The sequence below is a fragment of the Streptomyces sp. NPDC002680 genome, assembly GCF_042889145.1.
GTDB classification, from domain to species: Bacteria; Actinomycetota; Actinomycetes; order Streptomycetales; family Streptomycetaceae; genus Streptomyces; species Streptomyces adonidis.
Genome location: NZ_JBIAQP010000016.1, coordinates 78980 through 92278 on the forward strand (window position 1 = coordinate 78980; position 13299 = coordinate 92278).

The window sequence follows — 13299 nt, forward strand, 5'->3', positions numbered from 1 at the left end:
CTGGTCGGCGATCCCCTCAATACCGACAATCCTGATAATCCTCGCACCGCCCGCTCATCCCTGCTTGCTGGAGACACATCAGATGGTTACTTCGCGCTGGACGGCCGCCCCCGCTCAGACGGCCTCCCCCCGCCGGCGCGGCGCCGTGCTCGAACGCGCGATTCTCGACGCCGCGCTGGAGCAGCTCAGTACGGTCGGCTGGAACGGCCTCACGATGGAGGGCGTCGCCGCCGGCGCCCAGACCGGCAAGGCCGCCGTCTACAGACGCTGGCCCTCGAAGGAGGACCTCGTCGCGGACGCGCTCCAGGCCGGGCTGCCGCGCTTCGACCTGGCGCCCGACCTCGGGAACGTGCGGGACGACCTCCTCGAACTGTGCCGTCAGGTGCGCGAGGCGATGTTCTCGCGCCCCGGGTTCGCGCTGCGCTCGGTGATTCACGAATGCGACAGCCCCCAGGCGGAACGCTTCCAGGGCGTGATCTTCGGAGGGCTCGTCGAGCCGACGGTGAGGCTCCTCCGGGAGATCATCGACCGCGGAATCGCGCGCGGGGAGACCCGTCCCGACGCTGTCAACGGCTATGTCCTGGACGCCATTCCGGCGATGATGATGTACCGCTCGAAGATGTGCGCGAGTGAATGGCGCGAGCCGGACATCGAAGAGATGATCGACCAGTTGATGGTTCCGCTGTTGCGGACGGGAAGTGTCTGAAGTCGCCTGGGGGACCGGGGTGTCGCGTGGGGTTCCGGGCGGCGTAGGCTGAGACCGCCATGCCGTACGAAGCACCCACCCACACAGTCGAGCGCTCCCTGCGCGCCACGACCGGAGCGAAGGTCATCGCCGGCGTCGACGAGGTGGGCCGGGGCGCGTGGGCCGGCCCCGTCACCGTCTGCGCGGCGGTCACCGGTCTCCGGCGGCCCCCCGAGGGACTCACCGACTCCAAGCTCATCGCGGTCAAGCGGCGTACCCAACTCGCGGAAGAACTGCGGAAATGGGTCACGTCGTTCGCGCTGGGGCACGCCTCTCCGGAGGAGATCGACGACCTGGGGATGACGGCCGCGCTGCGGCTCGCCGCGGTGCGCGCACTCGAGGCCTTGCCCGTCCGTCCCGACGCGGTCATCCTCGATGGCAAGCACGACTACCTGGGGTCGCCGTGGCAGGTCCGCACGGTGATCAAGGGTGACCAGTCGTGCGTGGCGGTCGCGGCGGCGTCCGTGATCGCCAAGGTTCAGCGCGACAAAATGATGGCCGAACTGGGTATCGACCATGCAGACTTCGGTTTTGCGGCCAATGCCGGGTATCCGTCCCCCGTGCACAAGGCCGCGCTGGAGGAGCGGGGTCCCACCCCGTACCACCGGCTGTCGTGGGCTTATCTTGATGCGCTGCCCCAGTGGCGGCACCTCAAGAAGGCCCGCAGTTGGGCGAACGGGAACGCTCCGGAGATCGAGGGCCAGCTCGGCTTCGACTTCTGACGGTTCCGTTCGCACTCATGTGCCACCCGCCGACGCGAGTCGCACCGGCGTTTGATAAATATCAGGTCATGCCTCTCATTCCCGAGGAGCCTCAGATTCACGAGAGTGCCCAGGGTCCCCGCGTCACTCCGGCCAGTGGCCGCACCGCGCCGACCCCCCGTCCCGTACCAGGCCCCCGTCCCGCGGCCGCGCCGCGTCCCGGCCGTCCGGGGCCCTTCCGGCCCACGGCGCCGGTCCAGCGCGCACCGCACGACGCGCCGGCGACCGCCGTGGCCGCGACCGCGGGCGCGGTCAAGCCCGGGCCGTCCGCGGCTCCGGCCGCCCCTGTCCCTTCCGCCCCCTCTGCCCCTGCCTCCACGGCTTCGGCGGCCCCGCAGATCCAGCTGATCCCGGCCTCGGCCGAGGGTGCGCTGGACGCTGCCGAGGAAGCCGTCGACCTGCTCCTGGAGTCGGGTCGTGCCCCCGGCGAGGTGCTGGTGATCACCACCGGCGATCCGCACCCGTGGGCCGCGCACGAGCTGTCCTTCGGTGAGGCCCCGTACTGGGCGCAGCACGACGCGGGCGACGACGTCTTCTATGCCGACGCCGCCGCTCTGAGCCGTGCCGGCTCCCGTCCCGTGGTCGTGGTCGCCGTCAACGGCGGCGTCGATGCCAAGGCCGCCTCGGCCCTTCCTCTGGCCCTCGGCCGGGCCGGTGCCCTGCTGATCGTCTGCGGCGACCCGCAGCAGATCAACTCGGTGCTGGGCGCGGGGGTCTGAGCCGGTCCAGCACCATCGGACCGGCTGACGGAGGCCGCTGAAGCGAAAACGTACGGCGGGCGTTTCGACGTGCCCGCACGCGCTCGACGCGTCCGGGTGGTCATGCGCCGCTGATGTCATGGCCCCGGCAATAGGCGGGGTCCGTACGGTCGACGGGGGTACGCGTGCGCGTGCGCCCGTCGTGTGCTGTGGATGCCGTACGGGTGAGTCGTCGTGCCCTTGCCCGCCCGGCCCTTCGTGCCACGCGCGCGTGAGGTGATCGCTGCCGCATGTCTTTGGTGTGTCGTCGTACGTCGTACCAGGCGGACGCCGTTGTCCGCGGTGGCTGTTTCCGTACGACGTGGACGTCACCCGTGGCCATCGGGCGCGGCCCTGTTGGGCGCCGGGTCAGCGGGCCGCCGCGCGGCGCAGGATGTCCGAGGCGGCGCCTCCGGTGCGGGGCATCGGCAGCGGTGGCGGTGCCTCGGACATGGCGAAGGGCTCCGGCGGGGAGTCCGCGTTCGGGCGACGCCCGCCGCGGCCCTCGCCCAGCACCTGCCAGCCGTCGTGGGTCAGCGTGATGTACGCCCCGCAGCGCAGCCCGTGCAGGGTGCAGGCGTCACGCAGACCCCACATCCACGCACCGTCCTCCTCCGTCCAACGGGCGTCGCCGTCACGGCAGTAGAGCAGGACGGCCGTACGCACCGGTGTACGGCGGCGCAGGTCGTGCGGGATGACCCGGCGCAGCTGCGCGAGCAGCGAGTTGCGGAACATCCAGCCGTCGGCCGGCGCGGACCGGCGGGTGAACGAGGCGCTCGCCCGCACCCGCTCGTCCGTGTCGAGGACGGCCACGATCGCGGTCGCGGGTCTGGGGCTGTGCCTGGAGTGCAGTCCGCTGACGACCTCGCGCGGATTGCGCAGCAGGGGAATCCCGGCTGCGGCCCACTCCGAGGGTTCGAGCATGCGGGCTGCTGAGTTGGTGGAAGCGGCGGACAGGTCGGCAGAGGTCGACATGGATGCCGCGGTAGACGGAGCGAATCCGAAGGTCACGGTCCTCCCTTCGGCTACGCGCCCACACTGCGGGCGGAGATTGGACTTGGGGGAGCGCACACCGCAGCGAAGCCCTGCCGGACCACGGACATGCCGTGCGGGGAGCGGACTCCAATTCTTGCGGTCGAACTGGGTTGCGGCAACGAGCAAATGGGGCCACCGACCGTCTTCTGGTGATCTGTGGATTATATCCCTGCCGGGTGTGTCATTTGTAGATGCCTGGGGTGGCCGGGAATGTGCCGTTGGCCCGGGGGTTCGCCTTGGTTCATGTGCTCGTCATCAGCCCTGCAGGGCGAGGACCAGTGGCAAGACCCCCCGAGCACCTGCCCGACGGAGCATCCGGGCCGCCACCGCGAGGGTCCACCCGGTCTCCGTGAAGTCGTCCAAAAGGAGGACTGGTCCCTGCGCATCGACGAGGGCGGCGGCCAGGGCGGGCGGCACGGTCAGGGCTCCGTCGAGCGCCTTCAGCCGCTGGGCGCTGTTGCTGCGGGACACGGGCGGGGCGTCACCGGCGTAGTCCAGACTGCCCAGCAGCGGCAGCCGGCCGATCTCCGCGATGCGTGCCCCCAGGGACGCGATCAGCTGCGGGCGGGTGCGTGAGGCGACGGTGACGATGCCGACCGGACGCGGCTGGGCCGTCGCGGCGCCCGAGGCCCAGCCGTCGGGTCCCTTCGCCCAGTCGACCAGCACACCGACGACGGCCTTGGCCACATCGTCCGGCACCGGTCCGTCCGGGGCCTGCGGCGAGAACATCGGGCGCAGCCGGTTGCCCCAGCCGATGTCCGACAACCGGCCCAACGCGCGCCCCGTGGAGGCCTGTTCACCGACCGGAATACGCCCCTTCAGCTCGACTCCGATCGCGGGCAGCCCGGTCGGCCACATGCGCCGGGGCTCGACCTCGACACCGGCCCGGCCCAGATCCGCGCGCGCGGCGTCGACGGCCTTCGAGGAGGCGTCGGCGGTGAAGCGGGCCCCCGCGCAGTTGTCGCAGCGGCCACAGGGCTTGGCGCCCTCGTCGTCCAACTGGCGCTGCAGGAACTCCATCCGGCAGTCCGTCGTCGACGCGTACGCGCGCATCGCCTGCTGCTCGGCCTTCCGCTGGCGCGCCACCCACTCGTACCGCTCCGTCTCGTACGTCCAGGGCCGGCCCGTGGAGACCCAGCCGCCCTTGACCCGGTTGACGGCCCCGTCGACGTCGAGAACCTTGAGCATGCTCTCCAGGCGGGAGCGGCGCAGCTCCACCAGGGGCTCCAGGGCGGGCAGCGACAACGGCCGCTCCGCGCGCGCGAGGACGTCCAGCGTGCGGCGCACCAACTCCTCCGGAGGGAAGGCGAGGGAGGCGAAGTACTCCCAGATCGCCTCGTCCTCCTTCCCCGGGAGCAGCAGCACCTCCGCGTGCTCGACACCGCGTCCGGCGCGACCGACCTGCTGGTAGTAGGCGATCGGGGAGGCGGGCGAACCGAGGTGCACGACGAAGCCGAGATCCGGTTTGTCGAAGCCCATCCCGAGCGCGGACGTCGCCACCAGGGCCTTCACCTTGTTGCCGAGCAGGTCGTCCTCGGCCTGCTGCCGGTCGGCGTTCTCCGTCTTCCCCGTGTACGAGGCCACGGTGTGCCCGCGCTGCCGGAGGAAGGCCGTGACCTCCTCGGCGGCGGCCACCGTGAGCGTGTAGATGATCCCGGAGCCCGGCAGTTCGGTCAGGTGGTCGGCGAGCCACGCCATCCGGTGCGCCGCGTCCGGCAGTCGCAGCACGCTCAGGCTCAGGCTCTCCCGGTCCAGCGGGCCGCGCAGCACCAGCGCGTCCGAGGTGCCGCCGGTGCCCAGCTGGTCGGCCACGTCGGCCGTCACGCGCGCGTTGGCCGTCGCGGTGGTGGCCAGGACGGGCACGCCCGGCGCGAGGTCGGTGAGCATCGTGCGCAGCCGGCGGTAGTCGGGGCGGAAGTCGTGGCCCCAGTCGGAGATGCAGTGCGCCTCGTCCACCACGAGCAGGCCCGTCGCGGCGGCGAGCTTGGGCAGCACCTGGTCGCGGAAGTCGGGGTTGTTGAGGCGTTCGGGGCTGACCAGCAGGACGTCGACCGTGCCCGCCGCGATCTCCTCCTGAACCGTGTCCCACTCCTCGGTGTTCGAGGAGTTGATCGTCCGCGCGTGGATGCCCGCCCGGGCCGCCGCGTCCACCTGGTTGCGCATCAGCGCGAGCAGCGGCGAGACGATCACCGTCGGCCCACTGCCCTGGGCCCGCAGCAGGGAGGTCGCCACGAAGTACACCGCGGACTTGCCCCACCCCGTGCGCTGTACGACCAGGGCCCGGCGCTTGTCGGCGACCAGCGCCTCGATCGCCCGCCACTGGTCCTCGCGCAGCCGGGCGGCGCCCGTGGCGTCCCCGACGAGGCGGGCGAGGACCGTGTCGGCCGCCGCCCGGAGATCCGCGTTGCTCGTGTGCTCCATGCACCCCATACAACAGGACGCCACTGACAACCGGGACGTGGGACGGCGCATCACGGCCACCTCTCGGGCGCGCGCGTATGCGTGCGGGCGTGAGCGGACATGTCGGGCGCCGGTGTCGGTATCTCGTGCCCGAACACGTGCCCGCCCGGCCTGACGCTGCCTTGGCGTGTCCCTGATTGGGGTTATCCACAGGCTCAAACGGAATTCGGAGATCCGCGAGATCGTCACCGCATGACGAATCACAGCGAAACGCATCAGGTCACCCTGCGCACCCCGGCCGAACTGGCCGACGCCCTGCCGTATCTGCTCGGCTACCACCCCGAGGACAGCATCGTCCTGGTCGCGCTGCACGACCGGGACGGACGCGGTCGGTTCGGCGGCCGGGCCCGGCTCGGAATTCCCACGAACCCGGACGACTGGCCCGCCGTGGCACAGCAGTTGACGCACGGTCTGGTGACCGGCAGCGAGCGCAGAGGCGCACGGCCCGAGAGCATGGTCGTGTATCTCTGCCAGGAACCGGCGGAGGGCGAGGCCCGGCATCAGGTGCGGGAACGGCTGCGCCCGCTCGCCCAGTTGCTGCGCACCGAATGCGGCCGTCTCGACGTCCCCGTGGTCGAGGCGCTGTGCATCGCCGACAACCGCTTCTGGTCCTACTGCTGTGCGACGCCCGAGTGCTGTCCCGACGACGGGGTGCCCATGGGCCTGCCCGGCACCTCGGTGCTGGCCGCCGCCGCGACCTATGCCGGCCTGCAGGTGCGGGGCACCCTGCGTGAGCTGCGGGCCAGGCTCCAGCCCTGGGAGACCGCCGCGGCGCTGGAACAGGAACGCGTGCTCCACACCGCGAACGCCCGCCTGGTCCCGCGAATCCTCGACGACGCGAGCCGCGCGGACATCGCCGAGGAGACCCTGCGAGAGGCCCGCCGGGTCAGGGACCGGTTCGCCGAGGCTCCCGCCGTGTCCGGCACGCTTCTTGCGGACCTCCGTGACGACGAACTGCTCACCCACGACGAGGCCGCCGCGCTGATTCTGGGCCTGCAGGACCGTACGACCCGTGACCGCGCGGCGGAGTGGATGGAGGGCGAGGAGGCGGCACCGGCCCTGCGTCTCTGGCGGGCCCTCGCCCGCCGCTGTGTCGGCTCCTACCGGGAGCACGCGGCGGCTCCGCTGACACTCGCCGGCTGGGTCGCATGGTCGACCGGCGACGATCTGGAGGCCAGGGAGGCCCTGGCGATGGCACTTGGCGCTGACCCCGGTTACCTGTTCGCCCGCCTGCTGCACCAGGCCTGCAACGAGGGCTTGGACCCGGAGTCGATCCGCCGCTGTCTGCGCGCGGAGCGCGGCGGCCGAGCGGGCGTGAATGCCGGGCCGCCCCGGACGACGCCGGACACCGGGTGGATCGAGGACGACGACAGCGACGAGGGCGAGGGCATGGGGATGGGCATCGGCTGGGGTGAGGACCCCGAAGGGTTCGAGGCCACGGACGGGTTCGAGGGGACGAGCGGTATCGATGGCGTGCAGGGGGCCGAGAGCGACGGCCGGTTCGACGGCACCGAAGCCACGTCTCCGCACGACGAGGTCGGGGGCTCCCCGTCCTGCTCGACATCGGTCAGCGCCGCCACGCGGGCGCTGGAGCCGGCCACGAGGCGTCGGCGTCGGGTGGGTCCGCCGGGCGGCGCCGAGACGCGCCCGCGTGCCAGGGGGACGGGCGGGACCCGCCCCCAGCCCTTGGGCAAGCCCGCCGTACGTCGTCGCAGCCCGGGCGCCGGGGAGGCCGCACAGCACGGGAACAGGGCGAAGGGGGACGATGCGTGAATGGGCGTAGGGCAGTCCACGGGCGCCGGGGCAGCGGTTGGACGCCGGTCGAGCGGATCGACAAGGGCGGGACAGTCGACCGGCGGCTGAACAGCGATGGGATCAGCGGCCGATGGCTGGGCAACGAAGGGGAGTCCGACGAGCGACTCGGCAGCGACGGGACTGGGCAGAGGCATACCGGCAAGCGCATGATGGGCGGCGGACGGTTCGGCAAGGCCGCGACGCGCAACCGACGATTGAGCAACGGCGCCGTGTCCCGCGTACAACTGACCGGCGCCAGGACAGCTTGCGGACACATCACCGTCCCGACCGCGGTGAACAGCCGGTGCGGTTGTTCCGGCACCGGCCGGACGCAGGCCTCGCCGCACCGCCATTCGGTCGGCTTGTCCCGCCGGGGGCGTGACTCGGGGAAGCCCTGGTCCGTTCACCTGAGTGGCGGAACCCTTGGACGGGCCGAGCCGCCGCCCCACACCTGCCCCGCCGAAGCCCCCTACCAGGCGCCGAGCGCGCCCCCGGCGCCCAGAGCGCAGAAGAAGCCGCCCATGCACCCGCCGACCCCGCCCTCGGCCGCCGACGACGATCGCCGTGCCGTGAGTCCACCCGCGTCGCCCGTGCGGGGAGGTGGCGGCGGAGCACCCGGGAGCACAGGCGACCCGCGCGGCTCGGAGCCGCGTTTCCCGGGGACCGGACGGTCTGCTGCACCTCCGGGCATCGGGCGCCCTGCCGCACCCCCGGCAAGAAGCGCGCCGTCACTGTCTCCTGCTGCTCGGCCGCCGCTTGCTCAGCCTCCGGGCGCCCGCCGTCCCGCCCAACTGCCCCCGACCCACACCACCCTGATCTGCGTAGCCCTCCCCGGGCTCGCGATCTCCACGGACCAGGGACAGCTCACCGGCCGAGGACTGGAGGGCTTCTATCGCGGCGGGAGGCGCCTGCTCGCCCGGTGCCAGGTCCGGGTGGCCGGCCGTGAACCGCTCGCGGTCCAGGCCCGGATGACCGCCGCCGACCGCGCCCGCTTCGTGGGGACACTGCGCGCCTCCCCGGACGGCGGGCCGGACCCGGACGTCGTCGTCGAGCGCGTCCGCCACGCGGACGGCACCGAGCGGATCACCCTGCACAGCTCGGCGCCGCGCCCGCTGCGCCTGCCGGTGGAGGTGTCACTCGGGACCGACCTGGCCGACCTGGGCACGATCGCCTCCGGCACCGCTGGCCCCGAACTGCCCGCCAGCGTCCACGCGTTCGGTCTGCGGTGGGCAGGGGCCACCGGCGGCGCGGCCGTCACGGCCGACCCGCCGCCCGCCGACGCACTGGCCTCAGCGGGCCTGCTGCGCTGGGAAGTCGACCTGCCCCCGGGCGGTTCCACGACCCTGGAGCTGCGCATACGGCAGGACGGCGCGGGACCCGTCCGAGCCGTGGGCCACGTGGCGACGAGCCCCCTCGCCCCGGCACGGGCCGTCGGTGACGATCCACGTGTCGAGGCGCTCCTCAGCACCAGCATCGAGGACCTCCAGGCCCTGCTCCTGCGCGATTCCGCGCACCCCTCCGACACGCATCTCGCGGCAGGGGCACCGTGGCGCTGCGGCATGGCCCCGGCCGAAGCACTCGCCGCCGCCCGGATGACGCTCCCGCTCGGCACCGGGCTCGCGGCGGGCACCCTGCGCACCCTCGCCCGCACGCAGATCCCGGGGCCGGGCCCGAGGTCCGGCATGCTCCCCGGGCCGCGCCGGGACGCAGGCGCACACCTGCCACCGGGCTGCACGGGTACGGAGGCCACCCTTCTCTTCCCCGTACTCCTCGCCGAGGCCCGCCGCTGGGGGCTCCCAGAGCAGACGACCGAGGAACTGCTCCCCACCGCCGAGCGCTGTCTGACCTGGCTGCGCACGACCGTGGGCGACGGCACCTACCTGCCCGATCCACAGCCGGGCGGCCCCCTGCGCTGCGAGACACAGGCCCACGCACACCGCGCCGCCCTCCTCGGCGCCGATCTCCTCGACACGTACGGCCGACCCGGCGGTGCCGGGCTGCGCCAGTGGGCCCAGGAGCTGCGCACCGCGTTCCGGGACGACTTCTGGGTCGAGGACCGCGGCGGCGGCAGACCGGCGGCCGCCCGTACCCCGGACGGGCGCGTCGTGCCGCACTTCGGCGCGATCGCCGCCCATCTCCTCGACACCGGTCTGCTGGGCGCGGGCGAACCGGCCCCCGGGCTCCTCGACAAGGTGCAGACCGAACAGCTCGCCCGCCTGCTCGGCAGCCCGGCCATGGACTCGGGCTGGGGACTGCGCGGCCTCGGCGTCAAGGAGCCGGGCTACAACCCGTTCGGCCACCGCAGCGGCGCTGTGCGGGTCCAGGAGACCGCGGTGGCCGTCGCCGGCCTGGCCACCGCGGGATATGAGAAGGAGGCGAGTTCGCTGCTGCGCGGCCTCCTGGCGGCCGCCGAGGCCTTCGACCACCGGCTGCCGGAGATGTATGCGGGGGAGCAGCGCACAGCGGGAGGCGCCCCGCTGCCCCACCCGGCGGCCTGCCGGCCGTCGGCCACCGCTGCCGCCTCCGGGGTCCTGCTCCTCGCCACTCTGGCCGGCATCCGTCCGGACGCCCCGGCGAACACGGTCATGCTCCGTCCGGTACGCAGCGTGCCGCTGGGCGAGATCGGCCTGACGGGGCTGCGGGTCGCAGGTGAGCCCTTCTCCGTACGGGTCGGCCGACTCGGGGTCGCCATGGTCGAGGAGGCTGCCGCTGGGCTGCAACTGGGTGCGTGACCTCGTACGACATGCCGAGGGAGGGCTTCCGGAAGCGGCCTGTGACGCCCGCTTCCGACCGTCGTGGATCAGTCATGGGTGCGGCTGGAGAGGGGAGTGTTTATCGTCAGGCAGACGACTATGATCGCCGCATGCCCTACGACCCGTCAGCGTTTCCGCCCTTCGCCGTCACCGTGGACCTGGTCGTGCTGACCGTGCGTCGTCATGCCCTGTGCGCGCTGGCGGTACGCAGGGGTGAGTCGCCCTTTCAGGGACGCTGGGCGCTCCCCGGCGGCTTCGTGCGGGCCGACGAGGATCTGGGGCAGGCCGCAGCGCGTGAACTGGCCGAGGAGACCGGCCTGCGCGCCCACGACCCGGACGCTCCGGCCCACGACAACGGCGCCCACCTGGAACAGCTCGCGACCTACGGCGACCCCAAGCGCGACCCCCGGATGCGGGTGGTCAGCGTCGCCCATCTCGCGCTCGCCCCGGACCTGCCCGCTCCCCGGGCCGGCGGCGACGCCAACAGCGCGCGCTGGGCACCCGTCGAGGAACTGCTCCAGCAGGGCGGCTACGGCCGTGACGGCGAACAGGCGGCACCACTCGCCTTCGACCACGCCCAGATCCTGTCGGACGGGGTGGAGCGCGCCCGCTCCAAGATCGAGTACTCGTCGCTGGCCACCGCGTTCTGCCCGACCGAGTTCACCGTCGGCGAGTTGCGCCGTGTGTACGAGGCCGTGTGGGGCGTGGCCCTCGACCCCCGCAACTTCCACCGCAAGGTCACCGGCACCCCGGGCTTCCTCGTCCCCACCGGAGGTACGACCACCCGACAAGGAGGCCGCCCGGCACAGCTCTTCCGAGCCGGTGGCGCCACACTGCTCAACCCTCCGATGCTGCGCCCCGAGGTCTGACACACGAACGCCGTGGACAGATGTGCGTCCATAGGCCCCGCCACACCCCGGAAAACGGACATAACGCGCTATCTTGCTACGGGTGATCCAGGCCTTCGGACTGACCAGCAACCCTCGCAAGGAGCTTCCCCCCGCCGTCGACGACGTCTCCTTCGAGGCGCGCGCGGGATGCGTCACCACACTTCTCGGTCCCCCCGGCGCCGGCAAGACGGCGGTGCTCAGGCTCATGCTCGAACTCCAACAGGGCCGTGGAATCACCTACTTCAGGGGCCGGCCGCTGCATCGCATCGCCCATCCGTCCCGTGAGGTCGGCGTCCTCCTGGGGGATGTGCCGGGGCACCCCGCGCGCACGGTCCGAGGTCAACTCCGCATGCTGTGCGCGGCGGCCGGTGTTCCGGTCCGCCGTGCCGACGAGGTCCTTGAGGTGGTCGGCCTCGTCAGCCTGCGCGACGAACGCCTGGGCACCCTGTCGCGCGGCATGGACCGTCGGCTCGGCCTGGCCTGCGCCCTGCTGGCGGACCCGCACACCCTCGTGCTGGACTCCCTCACCGAGGGCCTGTCCGCCCGCGAAAGCCATTGGCTGCACGGCATGCTGCGCGCCCACGCGACCCAGGGCGGCACCGTCCTGTTCACCACCACCGACCCCAAGGAGGCGGCCCGCACCGCCGACCGGATCATCACCCTCGAACAGGGCCGGCTCGTCGCCGACCAGGAGGCCGCGGACTTCTCCCGCACCCGACTACGCCCCCGTGTCGCCGTCCGCAGCCCGTACGCCACCCGTCTCGCGGACCTCCTGACCAGGGAGGCCCGGACGGCGCATCGCTCCGTGGAGGTCGTACGGGAGTCCGGCAACCGGCTCGCCGTGTACGGCAGTACCTGCGCGGACGTCGGCGAGACCGCGTTCCGGCACGGCATCCTCGTACACCAACTCGCCGACGAGGTCGGTGACATGGCCTCCGGCGGCTACTCGACCCACCGGGGTGAGGAGAAGGCTGCAGAGGTCGCAACCGAGGACGCGGCCGTGCCTCAAGGGGCTGCCATGCCCCCGGAACTCTCCGCGGCGCACGACTCTGCCGAGCACGGCCCCGGCACGTCAACCGAGGTCACGCCTGCGACCCGTCTCCCCGAGCCGGACGTGCCCCCCGGCCGCTTGGCGACAGCCGCCGGTGTCTCCGAGCCGTCGGACGGCCCCGGCCCGGCGGCATCCGCGCCCACTCGCCCCCGGGCCGCCCACCCGCGTTCCTCCGACGCCGCCCTCGCTTCCGAGAACCCGCCCCCGCTGCCGCCCCCCATCTCCGTCCGCTCCGCCCCGAGTCCGCTGCGCCCCCTCCGCTACGAGCTGCGCAGGGCCTGCGGTGTCGGTACCGGGTTTCTGACCGGGGCCGCCGTGCTCGTCTCGTCCGCGCTCGTCGCCGTACTCCTGGCCCGCATCGGCCACACCCCGCAGTACCGCCTGCTGGCCGCCTGGCCGCAGGAGCTGCCGCTGCCGCTCGCTGCGCTCGGCGCCGGGCTGCTCGGAGCCATCGCCTTCGGCGACGAGTTCCGCCACCCCGCCCTGGCGGTGGACCGCGGCACCGTGCCCCGGCGGCTGGGACTGCTCACCGCCAAGCTCCTCGTCGCTGCGGCCACCGGGCTGCTGCTGGCCTTCCTCACCGTGGGGTGCAACGCAGAGGTGCTCTACCTCGTCTACGGACGGGAGCTGGCGAAGGTTCCCGCGGACTGGCTCGCACTGACCGCGAGTTGGATCGGGCTCGTGATCGGCTGCTCGTGGGCCGGGGTGCTGGCCGCCGGCATCTTCCGGTCCACCACCGCCGGGCTCGCGGCGGTGGTCGCCGTACCCGTCCTCGTCGTGCCCCTCGTACAGAAGATCCTGGTGGGCTCGTCCGTGCGGAACGCGGCCGGGTTCTCCGTTCGGCTGCGGGAACTGCTCCTGGCGCAGTGGCCCTTCGGGGGCGAGCGGTACCTGGCCGCCGGGGCGCGCGTGATGGCCCAACCCGTCGGTGGCGCACTGGCGTTGTCGCTGACTGCCCTGCTCTGCGCGTATCTGCTCACGACCCTGCGAAGCAGGGTCCGATGACGATCGGCCGCGCCCTTCCGGTCCCGCCCTGCGCACAACTCCCCGGGGAACGCCCATTTCTTTCCGAT

9 protein-coding genes are annotated in these 13299 nt (G+C 72.7%); 7 read left to right on the top strand and 2 right to left on the bottom strand.

The features are described 5' to 3' along the window. The first annotated feature begins 82 nt into the window (after positions 1–82). From ACFYXF_RS35690 to ACFYXF_RS35700, 3 genes are all read left to right on the top strand, one after another. Complete coding sequence (locus tag ACFYXF_RS35690; RefSeq protein ID WP_389356249.1) at positions 83–706, top strand: TetR/AcrR family transcriptional regulator; 624 nt, start codon at positions 83–85, stop codon at positions 704–706. 59 nt (positions 707–765) lie between these two features. Then, complete coding sequence (locus tag ACFYXF_RS35695) at positions 766–1467, top strand: ribonuclease HII (RefSeq protein WP_389356102.1); 702 nt, start codon at positions 766–768, stop codon at positions 1465–1467. Between the two features lie 68 nt (positions 1468–1535). Next, complete coding sequence (locus ACFYXF_RS35700; RefSeq protein ID WP_389356104.1) at positions 1536–2225, top strand: hypothetical protein; 690 nt, start codon at positions 1536–1538, stop codon at positions 2223–2225. A 387-nt stretch (positions 2226–2612) separates the two neighbouring features. Here ACFYXF_RS35700 and ACFYXF_RS35705 read toward each other — a convergent pair whose 3' ends face one another. Together ACFYXF_RS35705 and ACFYXF_RS35710 are read right to left on the bottom strand one after the other, a co-directional pair. Beyond that, positions 2613–3254, bottom strand: a complete 642-nt coding sequence (locus ACFYXF_RS35705; RefSeq protein ID WP_369029330.1) for a hypothetical protein — start codon at positions 3252–3254, stop codon at positions 2613–2615. Between the two features lie 279 nt (positions 3255–3533). Next, positions 3534–5699 (bottom strand): RecQ family ATP-dependent DNA helicase, encoded by a 2166-nt coding sequence (locus ACFYXF_RS35710; RefSeq protein WP_389356106.1) that lies wholly within the window; start codon positions 5697–5699, stop codon positions 3534–3536. Positions 5700–5930: 231 nt separating this feature from the next. Between ACFYXF_RS35710 and ACFYXF_RS35715 the strand changes: the two genes are divergently transcribed. From ACFYXF_RS35715 to ACFYXF_RS35730, 4 genes are all read left to right on the top strand, one after another. Then, positions 5931–7511 (top strand): DUF4192 domain-containing protein, encoded by a 1581-nt coding sequence (locus tag ACFYXF_RS35715; RefSeq protein ID WP_389356107.1) that lies wholly within the window; start codon positions 5931–5933, stop codon positions 7509–7511. Between the two features lie 542 nt (positions 7512–8053). Next, on the top strand, positions 8054–10264 hold the full coding sequence (locus ACFYXF_RS35720; RefSeq protein ID WP_389356108.1) for a glycogen debranching N-terminal domain-containing protein: 2211 nt from the start codon (positions 8054–8056) through the stop codon (positions 10262–10264). A gap of 131 nt (positions 10265–10395) precedes the next feature. Next, a complete protein-coding gene (locus ACFYXF_RS35725; RefSeq protein WP_389356109.1) occupies positions 10396–11154 on the top strand; it encodes an NUDIX domain-containing protein in 759 nt (252 codons plus the stop codon). Between the two features lie 82 nt (positions 11155–11236). Further along, entirely contained in the window at positions 11237–13231 is a 1995-nt protein-coding gene (locus ACFYXF_RS35730; RefSeq protein ID WP_389356110.1) for an ATP-binding cassette domain-containing protein, read from the top strand. Positions 13232–13299 lie beyond the last annotated feature (68 nt).